Origin of the sequence: Gilvibacter sp. SZ-19, from assembly GCF_002163875.1 — a bacterium.
Classification (GTDB): Bacteria; Bacteroidota; Bacteroidia; order Flavobacteriales; family Flavobacteriaceae; genus Gilvibacter.
In genome coordinates, this window is record NZ_CP019333.1 from 2,936,533 (window position 1) to 2,958,401 (window position 21,869).

The following is a 21,869-nucleotide window of genomic DNA, read 5'->3' on the forward strand; positions in this document are numbered from 1 at the left end:
CGGCTTAATATTGCCGAAACAAAGCCGAATTTGGGGTAACAGTTTTGCAACTTAGTGATAATAAATCACTAACTGATTCTCATTAAAAAATTACGCCCTTTGTATTGCAAAATCAGCAGTATTGAAACGCAAGGTAAAAGTAGTTGTAATTTCGGATGTCCATCTGGGCACCTATGGCTGTCACGCCAGAGAATTGCTGTACTATTTGAATTCAGTACAGCCCAAGATCTTGATCCTAAACGGAGATATCGTAGACATCTGGCAGTTTAGAAAGCGGTACTTCCCCAAGTCGCATATGCTCGTTATAAAGAAAATACTCGCCTTGGCTGCTAAAGGCACCAAGGTCTACTATTTAACGGGCAATCACGACGAGAAACTGCGCAAGTTCACCGATACACGGATGGGAAATCTGCATATCATGGACAAGCTGGTCTTAAATTTAGATGGCAAAAAGGCTTGGTTCTTTCACGGCGATGTCTTCGATGCCTCGATCAAGCATGCCAAGTGGCTAGCTAAACTGGGCGGTTGGGGATACGATCTGCTCATTCTGATGAATCGCGGGTTGAATTGGCTGCTGAGTCTTTTGGGGCGCGATAAATACTCGCTGTCTAAGCGGATCAAGAACAGCGTGAAATCCGCAGTAAAGTTCATCAGTAACTTTGAAGACACGGCTGCAGAACTAGCCATAGAAAATGCATATGATTTTGTGGTCTGCGGTCATATCCATCAGCCGGCAATCCGAAAGGTAAAAAATAAGAAAGGACGAACCTTATACCTCAATAGCGGCGATTGGGTAGAAAATCTGACTGCTTTAGAATACAACAACCAAACTTGGAAGTTGTTCTCGTACAAAACACGGGAGCGTGTGATGAAGCTAGACCGCACGGTTAATACAGAAACCGATCTTATTCCAGAAGCCTTTTCTGCCATGCTGAGTACAGCGTCTAATTAAGCTTTCAAGGCGCGTTTTAATATAGTGACCGGATGCAGCGCATGGCGTTTGGTTCCATCGGCTATTTGATGCCTGCAACTGGTGCCGTTGGCAGCAAACAAAGTGTCTGAGGTGGCCTTGATTATAGCCGGGAACAGGGTTTGCTCCCCTATTTTCATGCTGATGTTGTAATGTTCTCTTTCATATCCGAAGCTGCCTGCCATTCCGCAACAACCCGAAGGAATTATAGTGGGTTTATAATTCTCAGGAAGATTCAGCATATCGAAGGTGCACTTCTGATCGCTCAAGGCCTTTTGATAGCAGTGGTTGTGGATCTTGATGCGCTTCTTTTCTTTGGTAAAGGCTTCGGAGCTAATTCTACCTGCTGTTGCTTCTGCTGCAATGAATTCTTCGATCAGTAGTGTTTTCTGTGCAAGTTCTTCTGCCGCCTGCTTATCTGCACTCATATAACGGTACTCGTCCCTAAAACTCAAAATAGCAGAGGGTTCTATACCTACCAACAGATCGTGCATACCAAGTTGAGGAGCAAGCTTGCTCACATTGATATTGATCTGCTCAGTAGCCTCTTCTAAATAACCTTTAGACAATAAGGCTCTTGCACTATTATGGCCACGGATTGGCTTTACCACATAACCAAGCGCAAGGAGTAGATCATAAGCATCTTGGGCGATCTCTTTGTCAAAATACTCAGAGAACTCATCGATAAATAAAAAGACGCCCGGTTTATCTGAGTTTAGCATTGTTTCCGGGCCATTGAACTCAAAACGATGTGCACTCAACTTGGGTAATTTTCTTTTAGGAGCAAGACCGAAAATACTCTTAACAGCATTGGTAAATAAGCCCGCAATAAACAACCGATTACTGGTCTTAGGGAAGTTTGACAGCCAAGCCATTCGCTCGTCGCTTTTAGCAAAGAACCGATCTCTTTTGCTTTCGCCTTTTGCCTTGCGGTATTGGTATTGGATTTCCGCTTTAAACTTGGCCACATTAACATTGCTGGGGCATTCGCTACTACAAGCCTTACAGCTAATACAGAGGTCCATGACCTTTTTAAGATCCCTGTGCTCAAATGGGTTTTTATACTGCGGATCTGTAAGTAATTCTCGCAATACATTAGCCCGAGCTCTAGTAGTGTCCTTTTCGTTACGCGTAGCGTGATAGCTGGGACAAAGCGTTCCATTTCCGGGTAATTTTCTGCAATCCCCAGAACCGTTGCACTGCTCTGCAGCCCTAAGCAAGCCTTGGCTTTCGCTAAAATCTAAGAAGGTATTTACCTGAGGTTCTTCTCTATCGGGTTCGTATCGCAAATGGGTATCGATATCCCAGGCATCGACAATTTTGCCGCGATTAAAGATTCCTTTAGGGTCCAACAACTGTTTTACCGCTTTAAGATATCCGTAAACGGTTTCCCCTAACATTTCGGGCAGCAAGGAACCTCGGACTATGCCGTCACCATGTTCTCCAGAAAGTGATCCGCGATACTTTTTAACCAGTGCGGCCACTGCCTCGGTGATCGTTTTAAACTTCTGGATGTCTTCGCTTTTCTTTAGATTTAATATGGGGCGCAAATGCAGTTCGCCCGCTCCAGCATGGGCATAATAGACCACCTCTTGGTCAAAGTCTTTCATCAAAGCCGTAAAATCTGTAATGTAGTTAGATAAGTCTGTTACTGCTACAGCAGTATCTTCTATACAGGCCACGGCCTTGTTATCGCCAATCATGTTCCCAAGTAGTCCTAAACCGGCTTTGCGCAGCTCCATCGCCTGGTCGATCTGCTCCCCTCTTAAGACCGGCATGGCATAAGCCTTGCCAGAAGTTTGCAAGCTTGCCAAAAGCGAGCTTACTGCAGTTTCTAATTGCTGCGGACTGGATTCACAGAGTTCCAACAAGAGTACCGCTTTAGGGTCGCCTGAAATAAAAGCCCTATATGGGCGATACTTGGCATTATTGATTGTACAGTCTAAGATCTTCTTATCCATCAACTCACAACTGTACAAAGGGTGTTGCATGGTCATAGCAACATCAGTTAGGCAAGCTGCAACGCTATGGTATTGAGGTGCCACCAAGGCTTTGTAAGCTGGTGGCAGCGGATCTAACCCCAAAGTGATCTTGCTAACCAGGCCCAAAGTACCCTCGCTTCCGGCAATGAGCTTGGCAAGATTAAAGGGCTTGTCACCTCCAAAAGGTTGCATCTGGTAGAGTATGTCTAAGGCATATCCGGTATTTCTTCTGTGAATTTCTTCTTTGGGAAAGACTTCAAAGATCGCTGCAGCCACTTTTTTACTATTGAACCTTTCTAGCAATCCTTGATAAATACCGCCCAAGGTAGAACCTGAAGCAATTTCGGCCTCAAAACTCTTCATGGTCTCGTCTTTTAGCGTCACTACACTGCCGTCATAGAGAACCATTTCTAAAGCGATCAGTTTATCTCGAGTCACTCCGTAGCGAATGGAAGTAGTCCCAGAAGAATTGTTTCCGACCATCCCCCCGAGCATACAGCGGTTAGATGTAGAAGTGTTCGGGCCAAAATGCAAACCAGACTTAGACAAGGTCTCGTTCAAGGCATCGCGAATTACACCCGGGGCAACCACCGCGCGGCGCTGCTGAATATCGATCTCGTGGATCTGCGTAAAATGCTTTGAAAAATCTAGGACCAATCCGTCGGTAACACATTGCCCAGCCAAAGAAGTGCCCGCAGTCCTTGCTGTTAAACTAAGGTTGTGTTTGTCTGCAAAGCCTATCAATACCTTGAGATCATTAACATGCTTAGGATACACCACCCCTAAGGGTAATTCCCTGTAGACAGAGGCATCGGTGGCATACATGCGTTTATGAAGGCTATCCCAATGGATAGACCCTTTTAGTTTCTTACTTAGACGGATAAGATCACGCTGCGCTACGGCCATGGTTTAAAGGTACTAACTTATCTTGTCAGCAAACAAAAAAAACACCTACTAAGCGAGCGGCTACAAATAATTATTCTGTCGTATATTCGTTATTGAAGTAATTCTTAAACAGACTTAATATGAGAACTAGCTTATTTAGCTTGCTGTTCCTAGTTGGAATCGGATTTAGTGCTTTCGGACAAAATATTTCAAAACACGCCCTAGGGGTTAGACTTGGTGATGACGACGGCTTCGGAGCCGAGATCAGTTATCAATTGGCCTTATTTGAATCCACACGAATAGAAGCCGACTTGGGAATCCGCAGTGGAAATAATTACGACGGATTCAAACTTACTGCGCTTCATCAATGGGTTTTTCCTTTAGATGGGAACTTCAACTGGTATGTAGGTGCCGGTGGTGGTGCTGGAGTATATAGTATAGATAATCCTATCCCTGGAACAGATGATACCGATTCCTTTGCTTTTCTTGCCGGAAACGCAGGGATCGAATACAATTTCAATATTCCTTTAATGTTGTCCTTGGACGTGAGGCCAGAACTAGGCTTCGGAGATTTTAACGATGACTTCGACTTCGACCTCGGTTTGGGAATTCGTTATCAGTTCTAAAGCAGAGCTGTATTTAAAACACTTTGATATAGTGCCTCGTAAAGGGGCACTATTTTTTTGATGTCGAATTGGGCTGCATGCGCCTGACTTTGCTTTTTGAAACGCGCCAAAGTTTCGTCATCTTTTAAAATGCTCACGGCCTTTTGCGCCATATCTTCTACATCGCCTACTTCGCTTAGGTAGCCCGATACCCCAGCCTTGTTCACTTCTGGCAATCCGCCAGTATTGCTAGATATCACTGGAACTCCAGATGCCATAGCTTCTAAAGCGGCTAAACCAAAACTCTCCTTTTCAGAAGGCAATAAGAACAGATCACTAAAGCATAGGATCTTATCTATCTCATTACTATTACCCACAAAGCGTACCTTGTCTGCAATTCCGATCTCGCGGCAGCGGTGTTCGGCATATTCGCGCTCCGGACCTTCGCCAACCATGATCAATTTAGCTGGTATCTCTCTGGCTATGGCCTCAAAGACATGTACCACATCTTGTATACGCTTAACCGGTCTAAAATTACTGATGTGAGTTATGATACGCTCTTCTGGACCAGCCATAAGTTCGCGTTGACATTCGGTAAAACCTTGAGGTTGGGCGCTTATATCGATAAAGTTTGGCACTACCTCTATAGGGACCTTGATATCGAATAGTCGCAAGGTGTCCTGCTTTAAACTTTCAGAAACCGAGGTAACCACATCGCTTTTATTAATGCTAAAAGTTACCGCAGTTTTAAAGGATGGATGATTACCCACCAAGGTAATATCTGTACCGTGCAAGGTGGTCACCATGGGTAAGTGAATTCCAGACTCTGCAAGCATCTTTTTGGTCATATAGCCTGCATATGCGTGAGGAATAGCATAGTGTACATGTAACAACTCTATCCCGTATTGTTTTACGGTTTCTACCAATTTAGAAGATAAGGCTAATTCGTACGGCTGATAGAGAAAGAGCGGGTACTTCTCAACATGTACCTCGTGAAAATGTATGTTCTTGGCCAAAAAGTCCAAGCGTACGGGTTGCTGATAGGTCACAAAATGGATCTCATGACCGCGCTCGGCCAAAGCTATACCCAATTCGGTAGCCACTACTCCGCTCCCTCCAAAGGTCGGGTAACATACAATTGCAATTTTCACTTGATCAGTTTGATGTTTCGAAAGTAAAAGTACAAGGAATGTTGGGACTCTAGCCCCGCTCTAAGGTTTTTTTAACAACCCGCAAATGGACTATCTGATAATAGCGTCGTAGATGGCTTGCTGGATGCGTGAGCGCAGATCGCTGCTAATGAGCATTCTATTATCGGCTGTTGGGTAGGTTCTATTGGACAAGAACACATAGACGATCTCTTCTTCCGGATCGGCCCAGGTAAAGGTCCCGGTAAAGCCGGAATGCCCGAAGCTGGTCATGGACACACAACCGCAGGTTGGTCCTACATCGCCGAGTTGTGGTTTGTCAAAGCCCACGCCACGGCGTACATCATTTTCGCAGAAATAGCAAGTATTGAAGGCTTCTAAAGTCTCGGGTTTAAAGAATTGGGTCTCTCCATAGGTTCCCTGCCATAAATACATTTGCATGATCTTTGCCACATCGTTGGCATTGGCAAAAAGCCCTGCATGACCACTTACACCGCCTAACATGGCCGCACCCTGATCGTGAACAAAACCTTGAACGGCTTGCATTCTAAAATAGTAATCATCTTCTGTAGGCGGGATCCGATCTGCAGAGAACCGTTCTAAGGGCTTATAACCGGTAAGGTTGGCACCCAAGGGTTCGTAAATATCACGCTGCACGATATCCTCTAGAGGGTTGCCGTAAAACTCTTCTAAATATTTTCTAAGGATGTAAAAAGGCAAGTCGCTGTATTTATATCCTTTTCTGCTGCGGAGTTCACTCTCTTTGATGGCTTCATAAATAGTATCCCGATAATCCTTGCGCATATAAAGCTCCTTAGCAACCTGAAGACTAAAGGTGTCATTGGGCACTTTGCTGTAGTACAACTCAGAAGGCCCATCCATAACGGTATCTAAGGTCTGCAGATAGAAAGGGATCCAAGCCGTTAGCCGCCCCGTATGGGTTAGCATACGCTGCAAGCTTATGGTGGCTTTATTAGACCTGCTCCAATCCGGAAGTAATTCTTGAATCTCGGTATCCATATTGATCACTCCTCGATCGTAGAGTTTCATGACCATAGGAAGTGTCGCTAAAATCTTGGTCAGGGAAGCCAGATCGTAGATATCGTCGTTCTTTACGCGACGTTTCTTGTCCGGGGTGTGGTAGCCAAAACTGCGCTGGTAAACAACCTTCCCCTTACGGGCTACCAAGACCTGAGCCCCAGGCATCATACCTGCCCAAACCCCATTTCTCGTTAAGGTGTCAATTTTTTTTAACAGCTTCGGATCCAAACCCACCGAGGCTGCAGTACCGTATTGTAAACGCCCAATAGCCTTAGTATCTAAACCCTCATCCGCCGGATAAGCTTCATTGACCCCAACAGGAAGTCTTCCATTAATGCCGCGAGCACCAAATATGGCCTGTGCAGCTAGTTGTTGTGCTACATCACTGTTCTGATAAGCAACCAATACGGCCTCAAAATTGGCCAGTGTATCTAAGTCCAATAAGGCATAAGGCGAGGTAAATACGCTCAGTATCACTTTGTTCTGTCTGGCAATCTCATAGAGCCAAACAACCTCATTGTCGGCCATTTTATAGGACTTCCAAGGGTTTTCATTAGACTTGTGAAAGCCAATGACCACCTTGTCATAGCGCTTAAGTTTAGTGAGTAATTGCTCCAAAGAATTAGCCTTTACCCAATCTACCTTGGTATAAGCTTTCAATTGCTCGTAAAAGGTGGCTCCAGAATCATCTCCAAAATTCACATAGGCAATGCGCTGTTTTTTCAGATCCTTAATCGGTAGTACTGCGGAGTCGTTCTTAACCAAGGTCATGGCCTTTTCTAAAAGCAGCTCGTTCAGGGCGTCGTCCTTGGGGGTGTTCAAGTCCTCAAAGAGGTTTGCTTCTGCTACAGGCTCATAATTATTAAGGCCAACCCAATACTTAGCCTTGAGTATCTTTTTTACCGATAAGGCCAATCGCTCCTCAGAGATATCGCCTGCCCGATAAGCAGCAATGATCCTGGCGTGCGCTTTGGGCACATCCTCAGAGATCAATAAAATATCATTACCGGCCATAAAGGCTGCGAGATCGATCTCCCCTGGCTCGCTAAAGTTCGAGGCCCCTTTCATATTTAGGGCATCGGTAAAGATCAGCCCATTAAAGCCCAGCTCTCCTTTGAGTAGGTTGGTTACTATATTGGTAGAAATAGAAGAAGGATAACCGTCTTTGGTCTCTAAGGCAGGAACATTGAGGTGGGCTACCATAACACTGGCAATTCCTTCTCTGATAAGCCTTTTATACGGACTGAGTTCCAAACTGTCTAGACGCGCTTTGTCAAAACCTATGGTCGGTAAGGTTTTGTGAGAATCGGTATCTGTATCGCCATGTCCCGGAAAATGCTTGGCATTGGCCAATACTCCGGCATCTTGCATGCCTCTAAAGAAAGCGCTGGCCTTGTCCGTAACATTAGCGGCAGACTCTCCAAAAGAGCGATTTCCGATAATAGGGTTTTTAGGATTGGTATTAATATCCACCACAGGGGCAAAATTGATATGCACTCCCATTCTTTTTGAATGCTCGCCAATGCGACGACCAACCGCCTGTATAAGAGAATCATTCTGGATAGCCCCCAAGGTCATGTTCCAAGGAAAGGCGTAGGTACTATCTAAGCGCATGGCCAGTCCCCATTCGGCATCCATACCCACTAATAAGGGTATTTTAGAGGCTGCTTGTAATTCATTGTTGAGTTTAGCCTGGCGGTAAGGTCCACCTTTAGAAAAGATTATCCCACCTAAATGGTAGTTCGCTATAAGGTCTTTTACCTTATCTGTCTTAGATTTTGGGTCCTGAGAGAATACGTCTACCATAAAGAGCTGCCCTACTTTTTCCTGTAGCGACATGCTGTTATAAATGGAATCCACCCAAGCCACCTGAGCCAATTGGTCTCCGGAGGTTTGCAGTAAAGGATCGATCTGCTGTGCGTTAGTCCAGCTAGCAATCATCCCCAAAATGATAACAAGAACCTTCTTCATAGCTATAAACGGATCAAAAACTATGCTAAGAATCTAGCATGCCAACTCTCTTTAGCGGGAACCTCCCAAAACTCTTCGAACTCGCCTTTAGTGTTGACCAAATTATTGAACACGATGGTTTCTTTGGAGACCGATCGGTTCTTGGCCATTTTTTTAAAATCGGCCAAAGATTTATGTGCAATATGCGGCCCGTTGTAATAGGTCACATTGAGTTTGTCCAAAAGACTCAGACCCATTTGTTGTTCCAAGCCCTGAATAAAATGAACAGAAGCATCTATACTGCAACCAGAAGCCGCAGCTTCTGATTCGTCCAAGGCAATGATGATGAATCGTTGATACATCATTTTAAAGGCTGCCTTTAGATTTGCGCCGTGTGCTGTCCACTGCGTTAAGAACTCTTCCAACTTAGGCAAAATAGTACCCACCTCGTCTTCGGTCATTTTTCTATCTGCTTGGTAGATCCAGACCCGAGCTTCATCCGGTAAAGAATCAAAAGGAACTAGCATATTATAGATCTTGAGCGTTAGCAATCATTTCTGCCACATCCAATACTTGGACACTATCTTCTTTTTCTGCATTCTTAACGCCATCTGTCATCATTGTATTGCAGAAAGGGCATCCCGCAGCTATGATCTCTGGTTTGGTCTCTAAGGCCTCCTCGGTTCTTTCGATGTTAATGTCTTTAGTACCAGGCTCTGGCTCTTTGAACATTTGCGCTCCTCCAGCTCCGCAGCAAAGACCACGACTTTTACAGCGCTTCATCTCTACCAATTCCACCTCTAATTTTTGCAGCAGCTCGCGCGGAGCTTCATAAACACCGTTGGCGCGACCTAAATAACAAGGGTCGTGGAAGGTGATCTTCTTGCCCTTATAGGTACCACCAGCAACGCTTAAGCGTCCTTCATTAAGGAGCGACTTCAGAAATTGGGTATGGTGCATCACTTCGTAATTCCCACCAAGCCCCGGATATTCGTTCTTTATGGTATTGAAGCAGTGTGGACAGGCAGTGACCACTTTTTTTATCTCGTAAGCATTCATGACCTCGATATTGGTCATGGCCTGCATCTGGAATAAGAATTCGTTTCCAGCGCGTTTTGCCGGATCTCCGGTACAGCTTTCTTCGGTTCCTAACACAGCAAAGTCAACCTCAGCCTTATTGAGCAATTTCACAAAGGCTTTGGTGATTTTCTTGGCGCGATCGTCAAAACTTCCGGCGCAACCCACCCAAAAGAGTACTTCTGGGGTTTTACCTTCGGCCATCATCTGCGCCATAGTGGGAACTCGCAATGTTTCGCTCATATATTATTCTTTAAATACCTGAATGGTTACATCTTTTTCTACCAGATCGGTAAACTTCCCTTTGTAGCGGGTAGCCTTAACCAAATGGTTGTCTATCCAATGATAGTTGCCACCTCTGGGTTTCCCCATAAGTAAGCTGTGGAATTTAAACCCGTGCTTGTTGAGCCATCGCTCGGTAACTTCACGGTGCTCCTCTGTTCTGGAAGTGAAAAAACAAATAATATGCCCTTCATCGTACCATTTGTTCAAAGTTTCCAAGGCATCCGGAAAAGGCTCACAAGTCTCCATGCGCTCCGGTTGTTCGTTGGGTACATCCTCAGTGATGGTGCCGTCTATGTCGATCAAATAGTTTTTGACCCCTTCTGGCAAAATTGGACTTACTTGTTCTCCTTGATCTATTTTCTGCTGGAGTAGCTTATCTACTTCTTCCTTCTTCATTGTCTAGTTTTGAAAAATCCTTTTTAGCTATTCGGATAAACAAGGCCAAACGGCGCTCGCCTTCCTCTATTCTATTTTCTGGAGCATAACGTTGATCGTAGGTCATACTCCAAGCTCGTTTTTTAATGACTTCTATCTGCTGTTCGTTGCAGTAATCGCAAAAGACCTTGGTCACATCTATTTTCTGCGGATGGCTGCCCTGATAGTTGATCACTGTGTACACTTTTATCTGTAAGGAGTCCTTGCGGTAACTCTGCGCATATGCTAGAGTCCCTATACAAACAAAGATCAGTGTAATCAACCATTTATTCATTCACCCAATTTAGTCGGTCCATTTGGTTATACGGCCACGGAGCTCCATTGTTCTCTATATTGGTCATGGCGCCGTTGAGCTCGTTGCTCGCAGCAGATTGTTCCATTACCAGATATTGTCTCATATCCATAATTATGGAAAGCGGATCTATACTAACCGGACAAGCCTCTACACAGGCATTACAAGTAGTACAGGCCCAAATTTCTTCATGTGTGATATAATCGCCCAACAATTGCTTGCCGTCGTCCTTGAACTCTCCATTGGCATCTATGTTCTTCCCAACTTCTTGCAAGCGGTCACGCGTGTCCATCATGATCTTACGCGGAGACAGTTTTTTACCAGTCTGATTGGCCGGACATTCACTGGTACATCTACCACACTCTGTGCAGGTATATGCGTTAAGCAGCTGGGTTCTGGACAGATCCATTACATCGCTGGCACCGAACTTTGCTGGAGCCTCCTCTTCCGCTCCAGGATCTGGCGCTGCAAAGGGATCCGCATTTGGGTCCATCATGAGTTGTACCTCTTTGGTCACTGCTTCAAGATTAGCGAATTGCCCTTTGGGCGTTACTTTGCCATAAAAAGTATTTGGAAAAGCCAAAAGGATGTGCAAATGCTTAGAGAAGTATAGATAGTTCAAGAAGATCAAGATCCCGATGATATGCAACCACCAGGCTGTTCTTTCTAACAAGATCAAACTCGACTCACTCATCCCCTCAAAAAGTGGGGCTATAAAACTACTTACCGGATAACTCCCAGCAGCCGTATAATGCGCTGCGCCCAGTTGTTGTAAATTCAGGTCCGCAGCATTCATGGTCAAGAACAAGACCATAAGCACTACCTCAAAATACAAGATGATATTGGCGTCGTTCTTTGGCCAGCCCTTCATCTCCGGGCTCATAAAACGTTTGATGCGTTGCACATTACGGCGGGTCCAGAATAGAATAACTCCAACCAAAACCAAAAGTGCCAAGATCTCGAAAGTTCCTATTAAAACATCGTAAAGGCCGCCTAAAAATGAAAAGATCCTGTGGGTTCCGAAAATTCCATCTATAATGATCTCTAAGACCTCGATATTTATCACAATGAATCCAACATAAACCACAAAGTGTAATAAACCGGCTATAGGACGCTTAACCATTTTAGATTGTCCCATGGCAACACGAGCCATATTACCCCAGCGCTCCTTGTTGTGGTCCCCGTAGTCTACTTCGCGACCCAATTTGATGTTGCGAATGACCTTGCGGATGTTCAGAGTAAAATAGCCAATGCCCAAAACAAGGGCAATCACAAAAAGAATGTTGGGTAGGTATTCCATAGGTTAGTTGTCGTCTGTAGCTTCTTTCGGTGCCTCATACTGCTTGGCGCGTTTGCCAAAGAGCGAGAAATGAACATAGCGCTTCGGATTGAGTTTCATATCCTCTAGCAATTGTTCCAATTGTCCGGAGGCTCCGGAAAGATTGTCGTATAGTTCGTTGTCGTTTATAAGCTTGCCCATGCTTCCTTCGCCATTCTCTATGGCCAGCATGATATCGTTCACATTGTCTATGGTCTGCTGCAAGCTGGTGACCATAGCATTGATCTCTAATTTAGATAGTGAATCTGAGAGAACTGCGACATTCTCTGCGGTCTTGTCCAAATTGGCAAAGGTTCTGTCGAGTTTGGCGCGATTCTCTTTGATTAGTCCGTTGAGCTCCGCAGAAGCACTCTGAAAAGAACCAGCAGTAGCATTTAGCTTTTGCAAGGTTTCTTGTAAGGCCTTTTGTCCGTTGTCGTCTAGTACATTGTTAAGCCCAACCAAAATGGTGTCTAGCTGCTCTAGACTGAAGTTTACTTTTTGTTCTATCGGTAAGAGGCGATCAGAAACCGCATCCATCATACCTTGTTCTAATTCTCCGGTGAGCATATCGCCACTTTTGGCCAAGGGCGCATCTGAAAAATCCGGGATAATGGCCAGCGAGCGTCCTCCGATAAGTCCTCCGGAAAATATCTTGGCCACACTCTTATTGGAAAATTCGAAATCCGTAGAAACAGAGAACTTAACTAGCAGCTCCCCTTTTTCGCCTTGTAGCTCAATATCGAGCACTTTACCCACATCCAATCCGTTTATAGAAACCGGAGCAGATACAGCCAATCCGCCTACGTGCGGATAAGTCGCGTAAAAAATTCGTTCGTTTTCTAGGAGGTTAGAGCCTTTGAGGTAATTAAACCCAAAGAATGCCAATAGCAAAAAAACCACGGCAAGTATCCCTGTCTTGAGTTCTCTGGAAAGTTTCAAAAAGTGCGTTTTTTGGGTTTAAACAAAGGTAGAAATAAATTCAGAACCGCTGGGGGCTAATTCGAATTTATAATCGAGGAGAGTTTTTGCTTTTTACCATCCTTAAAAGCAACGATATAACAAGAGTCATAACCCTTTTCTTGGGCATAGGTTTTCATGAGTTGGATCTTGTTGTAATCTGAGGTCTCTCCGTAGTAATATTTATACAAATTTCCCTCTTTGCTCATGCTGAGCTCACGCAGGCCTTTAAAATTATAGGACTGCAGCTCCAACGCTCTACTACTGGCCGCCAATTGCACCTTAAAGGTTACTCCTTCGTAGATGTTTTCTTCTGTGGTGGCAATGGCTGTTTCGATCTCCTTTTCGGTGATCTGTGGATTCTTACTGTCTTGGGTAGCCAAAAGGATGCTCTTTTTATACGATAGAATGGCATCGCTAATGGATTTGGCCATCTCTGTCTTTCCTTTGTTGGAGCTCAGATAAGCGCCTTCTTTCTTGTTGGTTATAAAGCCGGTCTCAATTAAGACCGATGGCATATAGCTCTGGTGTAAAACAATGAAGCCCGCTTGTTTTACACTGCGATCCTTGCGTCCGAGCTGATTGACAAAATTGTTTTGGATCAAACTGGCCAACATTATACTTTGGTCCAGATATTCCTCTTGCATCAAGGTTAAGCCAATAAAAGATTCTGGCGAATTCGGATCGTATCCGGCGTAGTTCTCTTCGTAATTGTCCTCTAAGAAGATCACCTCGTTCTCCTTTTTGGCAACTTCTAAGTTCTGCTTGTTGGCGTGTAAACCTAAGACAAAGGTCTCTGCTCCATAAGCCTGACTGTTGTGCGCATTACAATGTATAGAAACAAAAAGGTCTGCATCTGCGCGATTGGCTATAGCGCCGCGTTCGTATAGGTTTACAAATTTATCGGTCTTGCGGGTGTAGATCACTTTGACCCCTGGCTGCTTCTCTAAAAGTGCGCCTACCTTTAAGGTTATGGCCAAGGCAATTTCACTTTCCTTGATGCCGTTGTAATATTTTCCACTATCATGCCCTCCATGGCCTGCATCGAGGACAACCACAAAATCTTGTACAGCTGAATCATCAAAAGATTGGAGCCCCAAGCTTCCAAGCATCAGCAATCCAAATGTTAAAAGTATTCTATGCAAATCGTTAATCTTTCTGTTAATAACGCAGCTTTTGCTGCAAAGTTGCGTCTGTTTTTTATAGGTTGGAGGCTTCTAAATAACCGCCGCTTACTTCATGGTATGAATTTAGGGCATTTTTAAAAGAACGACCTAAAAAATTAATGTAATTTTGATTCGTCAAAAATTGAGCCACGTTTTAAAAAATAATACTGCATTGCCTGTTCTGACAAAGCCTTATTTGTTTGTGATCGGATTGTTGCTGCTGATGTTAGCGCCGAGCCAGATGCAGGCACAGGACTTGCCAGACAGTACCGCGGTGGTTATCCCAAGAGCTAGCAGAGACTCTACCCGTGTGGCCATGGACAGCTTGTTCACCCAACCTGTGAATATTGCTCAAAGAGACAGCATAACCGGAGACAGCTTGGTCCCAGAACAAGAAGTGATCACCGATGTGGTCGATTATTTCGGAAAAGACTATGTTTTTATTAACCGCAGGGAAAACAAGGTATACCTCTATAACGAAGCCTTTGTCACCTATCAGGACATGAAGATAGAAGCTGGGATCATTGTTCTAGACTACAACAAGAACGAGGTCACCGCCAAGGGAATCGTAGACACCTCGGGCACTTATACCCAAATGCCGGTCTTTACACAAGGCCCTAGCGAAGTAGAACCAGATTCCATCATCTTTAATTTTGACACCCAAAAAGCGCTCATATACAATTCGCGTACGGTACAGAATGGATTCCGCGTTCGCGGAGAGGTAGCTAAAAAAGTGAACGACTCGGTAGTCTACATGAGCAATGTGCGCTTTACCACGTCTGAGAACGTGGACGATCCGGAGTATTATTTCTATGCGCGCAAGGTAAAATTTGTGCCCAAGAAAAAGATCGTTACCGGGCTGACCAATATGTATATAGCCGATGTTCCTACACCCATTGGCTTACCTTTTGCCTTCTTTCCGCTGACAGAAGATCGGAAATCTGGCTTTATCTTACCGCTTATTGGCGAAGACAATGACCGCGGTTTCTTTTTTCAGAACTTCGGATACTATATTCCTATTGCAGACTATGCGGATCTCACCGTAATGGGAGACTACTTCACCAACGGAAGTTATGGAGTTAAAGTAGAGAGCGCATACCGGGTACGTTATAAGTTCAACGGAAATCTGAGTTTTAGATACGAGAACAACCTGACCAGCGAACGCGGATTCCCGGACTTTGCCCAACAGACCATTTACAACCTGCGCTGGAATCACTCTCAGGATCAAAAGGCCAATCCGAATTCCCGTTTTTCGGCTTCCGTAAACCTCGGTAGTTCTCAGTTCTACCGCCAATCGGTAAACCAAAACAACACGGCCAACTTTTTGAACAACAACTTGAGTTCTTCGGTGTCTTACACCAAAGTGATACAGGGAAATCCGCAGATAAACTTAGCCTTAACGGCCACACATACCCAAAACTCGCAAAGTGAACAGATCTCAATGACCTTACCCACCTTTACGGGAAATGTCTCTAGGGTCTTCCCTTTTGCGCCTAAATCTGGAAGTAAAAAGGGTATCATTCAAAATATTAACCTGCAATACGATGTGCAGGCTATTAATCAGTACAACACTACAGACAGCCTGTTCTTTAGACCGGAAATGTTTAGAGATGCGCGTTTGGGAGCTCGCCACACCATTCCGATCACCACAAACTTCAAGTTGCTCAATTACATCAGTGCTTCTGTAAGCGCAAACTATCAGGAGACTTGGGTCTTTAAGACCTTTGAGCAAAGTTTTGATCCGGAGCTCAATGAAGGAGCTGGTGGCGTAGCTGTAGACACCCTGCGCGGCTTTGATTCTTACCGCACTTATAATTTCTCGGCTAGTTTAGGAACAACGGTTTACGGGAATTTCCCCTTCGGACTCAAAAAAGATTCCACAGCCAGGAAGATCCAAGCTATAAGACATGTCGTGCGGCCTACTATAAGTTACAGTAACACTCCTAGTTTTGATCAGTTCTACGATGAGTATACGGCCCAAGTTGCCGGGACTCCAGATCGAGAGGAAGTTGTACAATACTCCCGATTCGAGAATACGCTCTATGGGGCTCCTAGTTTGAATGCGAGCAGTAATATTGGCTTTAGTGTTAGCAACACCATAGAGGCCAAGGTCCGCGACAAAGACACTACGGCTACAGAACCTAAAAAGATCATGCTGCTCAACAACCTCTCGTTCAGTACCAATTACAATCTGTTGGCAGACTCGCTGAACTTGGCTCCTGTTAGTTTTAGAGGAAGTTTACCTGTACTGCCCAAGCTGGATCTGAACTTTGGCGGTAGTTTGGACCCCTATGCGCTCAACAACAATAATCAGCGCATTAACACACTAAACATCAACAATGGCGGTAGTTTGTTTCGACTCACGGATTTTAACATGAGTATGAACTACGCCTTTAACAGTAAAGATTTCTTAACTGGAGGAGCTACAGACGAGGACCGCTTAGATAACGAGACCTTTAGGAACGGAGGTCGTCCGGATGACCTATTTGGTAATTCCAACGAATTTGGAAACAATGCCAGAAACAGAGACCCTGGTGATAAGGAAGATCCTTCTGAATTTCAGCGCTACCGCTATAGTTTCCCTTGGGATCTGCGTCTGGCTTACACCATAACTTATTCGAACCGACAACGCGAAAATACAATCTCTTCCCACTCGCTCATGTTCAGTGGAAATGTGGAGTTATCTCCGCGCTGGTCTGTGGGAGCATCTTCGGGTTATGACTTTACCAACAAAGGATTCACCTTTACACAGTTTCGATTCAATAGAGATCTGGAGAGTTGGAACATGAACTTTACCTGGGTTCCATTTAGCAACCGAAGTTCTTGGTACTTTTATGTTGGGATCACTGCGGATGTGCTCAGCGATATCAAATACGACAAACAGCGCCGACCCGATCAGCGACTTTAATACTTCTCTTATGGCAAAAAAGATCATTAATACTACCGATGCCCCTGCACCTATTGGGCCCTATTCTCAAGCTGTGATGTACGGCGATATGCTGTATACTTCAGGACAGATCGCGATAGATCCTACGAGTGGCGAAATGGTGATGGAATCGATTCAAGCGGAGACCAGACAGGTCATGGAGAATTTAAAGGCTGTCTTGGCTGCTGCGGATATGAGCTTTGAGAACGTTATTAAAACCACGATTTTCTTAAATGACATGGGGCAGTTTGCCGAGGTGAACGCCATTTACGGAGAATACTTTGACGCAGATACTGCGCCTGCCAGAGAGACGGTGCAAGTGGCCAATTTGCCCAAATACGTCAATGTAGAGATCGGGATGATCGCCGGACGTTAATTATCGTTCTTCCTTCCGCCAAAATTTACAGGGCCTAGATCTGGGTCTGAGTCATCTGGAACCACATTTAGAGTACTGTCTGCCTCCAATTCGATATTCTTATTAAAGATCTTTTTGACCAATTCTCTAAAGGTGTCAAAATCCACAGTATAAGAAATACCTGCTCCCTGTTCAAAGTTGAGCTGTTCTCCAATGAACTGGATCTGCGCCTGACGATTAAAGAAATTCATCCGCAGCGAACCGTCCTCATTGATAAGCCACTGGATCTCCACGTCTCCAGCCACTTGGGTATCGTTAACTCCCCCAACAGGGATCCCAACTTCACCGTTAATAATAATCCGGTCTGTAATATTTGCAGAGATAGTAGTTCTGAATCTGTCGCCGGTATCTAGGTCTGGACGTCTGTCTCCTACATCGTAAGCCACTTCTATATTCAGCTTAGAGTCCTTGTCGTTGAGCAAGTCGTTAAGGACAGAGCCCACCGCTTGAGATACCACGCTACCAACCGGATTGTCAAAACCACCGGCCGTATCTTGGAACTGATCTATGGCCAATAAGAATATTGCTTGTTGTTCGCGCTGTTCTTTAGAGCGCAGCTTGTCTTTAAGCTCTTCTGCCACTACATTATTAGCGCGTGGGAATTCCACAAAGAAATCGAGCTCAGGCTTTAGGATCTCTCCACTTAGGGCCACCACAGCGTCTACGTTTATCTTTCTGTTGGCTCCAGGATTATCTAAGAGCACCGAAGGGTTTGCCGTGGTCTTGTAACGGGCTTTAATGTCTAGATTGGCGCGGGTTGGATCTCCGTTCCAGGTAATAAGACCATCGTCATCCACGTCTATGGTCTTGGAGATGATGTTTTGATATTTGAAGTCATACTTCCCCTCTATCACTCTAAAATCACCCCACATATTGAATTTACCCAGGGTGTTGAGCTCCACCAGTATAATTCCTGCACCCCGCCCTCTGAGCTTGGAACCGCTCTTCTGATCTATCACAACCTCCAAGAGCGCATTTTCATTAATATCCAAGTCGAAGTTCATCTCCAAACCAGTGATCTTTTCTTGGGCTATGGCCTCTCCTCTAAGGCGTGCTGCCTTCTCTTCTGGAGACAGAAAACGAATATAACCCTCTTCTCCTAGCGCCTCTACATCACTTAGCGGAATATTGAAAACCGTATTCGGTTCTGTGGTCGCTATTACGTCTATGGTCAAGGCATCGGTAGGGCCATAAATATCCGTCTCACCGCTTACAAAGGCGGTTCCATAGTATAAGGCGTCTTCTTCAAATGGGGTGTCTAGCACCAATAAATTGTCTGTTACTACCTTGAGATTCAAATTCCAAGTTTGGAACTTTTGATGAGTCACATAACCGGACAAGATACCTCCAGAACCGTATTTGGTATCCTTAAGCGGGATGTTACCAAGATCCCAGCGGCCGCCGTTAATAAACAACTCCGCGGCATCATCAAAGGCGTAATCCACATTGAGATACGGGATAGCCAAACCAGCTGCATCCATACTTATCTTTCCTTTAATATCTGGGTTCTTATAACTACCACTTACTCTGGCAAAACCACTGGCAAAGCCGCGTATATCGGTTATTACGTCTGTTCCAAAAGGCGTCAATGCACTGAGGTTCAAACGATCCAAACGCACATCGAGGGCTATTTGCGGTTCGCGCGGTCTTAAGTCTATTCCACCGACGGCAGAAATGGCCTTTACGCTCCCACTACTCAGCGTACAATTGACATCGTATTGGGAGAGATCTTCGTTTCCGGTGACCTTCATGACCAGATCTCCGTAGTAAACATCATTGATACTTACGTCTGAGATCCGCACATTGGAATCCGGATAATACGCGCCATCGCGTTGCAAGAAATTCAAGCGACCATTGACTATGCCGTAAAGATCTAGATTCTCAACCACCGGCGTAATATTGCCAATGTCCACATCGGTAAAGTTCAACTTAAAGTCCTTGTAGTCGGTCCCTCTTAAAAAGCCAGCCATTTGTATAGACTGTTCCTTGTGATTCATGACCAAGGAATCAATCCGTACATCTTTAAAGTTATTGTCAAAGACGATCTTGTTTAGCCTGTTGTTATTCTTATTGATATACCAGGTCTTCTCCTTGAACTCCACGGTAGATCGCTTAACCCCTACCACAGATTTTCCTTCGGGATTTATGGTGTGATACAAAGACAGATTGTACTTGTCTGCATTGTCTTTTCCGCCCGCGAACTCAGACCTGATAAAAAGGGTGTCTTTTAAGGTAAAGTTGATCAGCTCCATATCCTTGAGATCGTAAAAGCCGAGATCTACGGAGTCTACTTGTATATAGGTATTAAAAAGTGGGTTGTCGTTGTCTACACGGAGTTTGATATTGCCCAAATAGTTGCCGTAGACACCTATTTCAGGGGAATTGAAGTTGAGTTTGAACTCAGACTCATCAGAGGAGACAGAACCCGTTACCCTAGAATTCTCCCCGAGTTTGATCTCGGGTACAAAGACATCTACGATCTTACTGAATACCTCAAATTCGTAATCCAGATATTGGTTGGTGGTAACCTCTATGGGCTGATAATTGGCATAAATACTCCCTACTCCATTGCGAAACAGGTTTGGCAGGTCCATGATCTTGAATTTCCCTACCAATCGGCCATTGACCACATCCGGAGAAATGATCTTTATTTCGCGCTCTTCTCCAAGATTTCCGGCTTCCACGATCAGATCGTCGAAATAATAATAGTCTTCCAGATTCTGATAGATGGTCTCCTTGAATTCTATCATTCCTACAGCATCATCCACATTGGTGCCGGTCATGTCCATAAGGATGGAACCAGAAAAAATACTGATAGAATCTCTTTTGACCAGATTGAGCTTGTTTAAGTCAGCATAGTCTACATTGGCCGTAAAATCGTAGCGATTAATGGCTTTAGACACATCGATCAAGCCTTCAAAATCCATGCGTAAGTTCGGGTCGTTGACCGTAAAGGCTCCGTTAAACTCCGGCTTTTGTAAAGTACCACTTACCCGAACCCCTCGATACGGGTAGTCCATGATCTCTAAAGTGTTGAGACGACCATTAATCTTAGACTTGACGGTTTCTACGTTGAAGCCACGCCCATCAAAGTTTAGGGATCCGTCTAAGACCCCGATGGCAGAGGTGCCGACAAAGGTGCCCAAATTGAACTGATCCATCCGCAGAAACCCTTTGTAGGTGGCATTGTCAATCTCATTGATCCGCCCCATTTTAAACACCGTCTGCAGATCTCCTAAACCAGTGGCAATATAGACATCGGATTCTAGGGTGGTTCCTGTCACTGTAGAACTTCCGTTAACATCAAAGACACCTAGACTCATCAGTTCCTGAGGCAGGTCTGCAAAGGTATTTGGCAATAGTCGCTTTAGATCTGTATAACTGGTAGATATGTTGTGGTTGCCCGAGGAGACACTAAATCCGTTCTCCGTGCTCAAAAGATTCTTCCCTTGATATCGCCCCCGGATTCGCGTAGATCTGAATCTGGTGTTGTTCGTATTAAATACAAAGTCATTCAAGGTCCCTTTGAATTCCCCGGATAGAATTAAAGTCTCGTCACGACCGAATTCGTCGTAAAATGCGCTCAGATCGTTAGTGCTAATGGCAGAAGGCTCAAAGTTGGCCGTAATGGTCACCTTGTTGATAAAATCTCCCAATTTGTCCGGATAGTCCAACATTACAGAAGCACCAATGTTCGAATAAGCCGTCTGAAGGCGGAGGTCTTTGATCTCCATATGTGCCGGCCCATACGTATAATGGCCACTCATGTGATTCACGCAGATGTCGTTCCTTTCGTTAAAGTACAAATGGGTCACCCACAAACTGACCTTATCGTCTACGATTTTAAGATCTTGGGCATTTAAGATCAGATCTCTAAAATCGAAAAGCAATTCGAGCTCCTGATTCTCATCGCGGATACGAATATGCGAATCTTCCATATTTACTTCCTCTGCCATAAGAACAAAGGGTTCACCGCTTGGTGGATTGTCGTTTTCAAAACGCTCGATGAACAAGGTCAGGTTATCGTCTTGTTCGTCTTTATAGGTGGTCAGATAAAAATCCAGGCCTTCAAAATCTACATGACTTAGGTCTGGACTGCCCTCGTAGATGCTCCGAAAGCTGAGGATAGAAGCGGAAACCTTTTCAGAAAAAAGCAAAGTATCTGCTTTGTGATCTTTGATGAGCAATTTGCGCAGCACCAGATCGCCGTTCCAACTAAGGCCTACACGATCAATGTTGATATCGGTCTTGAACTTCTCATTTACTGATTTGGTGATCTCTTTAGCTATAGCCGTTTGTACCGGAGGCAGCGAGATAAGGATAATGAGCGACACCAAAAAGATCAGCAGGAACAAAAAGATCCGCTGGATTCGTTTTCGGTATTTTTTCAGAGCGCTCAAAGTCGTAATTTTGT

The 21,869-nt window shown here is 44.7% G+C and carries 15 protein-coding genes; 4 read left to right on the forward strand and 11 right to left on the reverse strand.

What is annotated here, in order from left to right; translation table 11 throughout:
- The first annotated feature begins 121 nt into the window (after nt 1-121).
- Nucleotides 122-952 carry a UDP-2,3-diacylglucosamine diphosphatase gene (locus tag BTO09_RS13645; RefSeq protein WP_087525310.1) on the forward strand — a complete coding sequence of 277 codons (831 nt, stop codon included), beginning with the start codon at nt 122-124 and terminating at the stop codon, nt 950-952.
- Here BTO09_RS13645 and BTO09_RS13650 read toward each other — a convergent pair.
- A complete protein-coding gene (locus tag BTO09_RS13650; protein WP_087525311.1) occupies nt 949-3,858 on the reverse strand; it encodes an FAD-binding and (Fe-S)-binding domain-containing protein in 2,910 nt (969 codons plus the stop codon). The two genes, BTO09_RS13645 and BTO09_RS13650, sit on opposite strands and share 4 nt — an antisense overlap.
- Before the next feature lie 119 nt (nt 3,859-3,977).
- Here BTO09_RS13650 and BTO09_RS13655 point away from each other — a divergent pair, with 119 nt between their 5' ends.
- A complete protein-coding gene (locus BTO09_RS13655; RefSeq protein WP_087525312.1) occupies nt 3,978-4,463 on the forward strand; it encodes a hypothetical protein in 486 nt (161 codons plus the stop codon).
- Here BTO09_RS13655 and bshA read toward each other — a convergent pair.
- The 9 genes from bshA to BTO09_RS13700 form a co-directional block, all read right to left on the reverse strand.
- Entirely contained in the window at nt 4,460-5,593 is a 1,134-nt protein-coding gene (gene bshA / locus BTO09_RS13660) for an N-acetyl-alpha-D-glucosaminyl L-malate synthase BshA (RefSeq protein WP_087525313.1), read from the reverse strand. The two genes, BTO09_RS13655 and bshA, sit on opposite strands and share 4 nt — an antisense overlap.
- 90 nt (nt 5,594-5,683) lie before the next feature.
- Nucleotides 5,684-8,602, reverse strand: coding sequence for a glycoside hydrolase family 3 N-terminal domain-containing protein (locus tag BTO09_RS13665; protein WP_087525314.1), 2,919 nt, complete (start codon nt 8,600-8,602; stop codon nt 5,684-5,686).
- A 20-nt stretch (nt 8,603-8,622) separates the two neighbouring features.
- Nucleotides 8,623-9,108, reverse strand: coding sequence for an ABC transporter ATPase (locus tag BTO09_RS13670; protein ID WP_087525315.1), 486 nt, complete (start codon nt 9,106-9,108; stop codon nt 8,623-8,625).
- A gap of 1 nt (nt 9,109) precedes the next feature.
- Nucleotides 9,110-9,901, reverse strand: a complete 792-nt coding sequence (locus BTO09_RS13675) for a (Fe-S)-binding protein (RefSeq protein ID WP_087525316.1) — start codon at nt 9,899-9,901, stop codon at nt 9,110-9,112.
- Between the two features lie 3 nt (nt 9,902-9,904).
- Nucleotides 9,905-10,339 (reverse strand): phosphoheptose isomerase, encoded by a 435-nt coding sequence (locus BTO09_RS13680; RefSeq protein ID WP_087525317.1) that lies wholly within the window; start codon nt 10,337-10,339, stop codon nt 9,905-9,907.
- A complete protein-coding gene (locus BTO09_RS13685; protein ID WP_087525318.1) occupies nt 10,317-10,652 on the reverse strand; it encodes a hypothetical protein in 336 nt (111 codons plus the stop codon). The genes BTO09_RS13680 and BTO09_RS13685 overlap by 23 nt, the downstream gene beginning before the upstream one ends.
- Nucleotides 10,645-11,970 carry a (Fe-S)-binding protein gene (locus BTO09_RS13690; protein ID WP_087525319.1) on the reverse strand — a complete coding sequence of 442 codons (1,326 nt, stop codon included), beginning with the start codon at nt 11,968-11,970 and terminating at the stop codon, nt 10,645-10,647. The genes BTO09_RS13685 and BTO09_RS13690 overlap by 8 nt, the downstream gene beginning before the upstream one ends.
- Nucleotides 11,971-11,973: 3 nt before the next feature.
- A complete protein-coding gene (locus tag BTO09_RS13695) occupies nt 11,974-12,930 on the reverse strand; it encodes an MlaD family protein (protein WP_087525320.1) in 957 nt (318 codons plus the stop codon).
- A 56-nt stretch (nt 12,931-12,986) separates the two neighbouring features.
- The gene (locus BTO09_RS13700) at nt 12,987-14,060 is read right to left on the reverse strand and encodes an N-acetylmuramoyl-L-alanine amidase (protein WP_087525321.1); all 1,074 of its coding nucleotides are present in this window, start codon (nt 14,058-14,060) and stop codon (nt 12,987-12,989) included.
- Nucleotides 14,061-14,355: 295 nt separating this feature from the next.
- On the opposite strand from BTO09_RS13700, the gene BTO09_RS13705 reads away from it, so the two are divergent.
- Nucleotides 14,356-17,022 carry a putative LPS assembly protein LptD gene (locus BTO09_RS13705; protein ID WP_232455014.1) on the forward strand — a complete coding sequence of 889 codons (2,667 nt, stop codon included), beginning with the start codon at nt 14,356-14,358 and terminating at the stop codon, nt 17,020-17,022.
- A 10-nt stretch (nt 17,023-17,032) separates the two neighbouring features.
- On the forward strand, nt 17,033-17,416 hold the full coding sequence (locus BTO09_RS13710) for a RidA family protein (RefSeq protein WP_087525323.1): 384 nt from the start codon (nt 17,033-17,035) through the stop codon (nt 17,414-17,416).
- Here BTO09_RS13710 and BTO09_RS13715 read toward each other — a convergent pair.
- Nucleotides 17,413-21,855: a translocation/assembly module TamB domain-containing protein gene (locus BTO09_RS13715; protein WP_087525324.1), complete on the reverse strand. Its 4,443-nt coding sequence runs from the start codon at nt 21,853-21,855 to the stop codon at nt 17,413-17,415. The two genes, BTO09_RS13710 and BTO09_RS13715, sit on opposite strands and share 4 nt — an antisense overlap.
- Nucleotides 21,856-21,869: the final 14 nt, after the last annotated feature.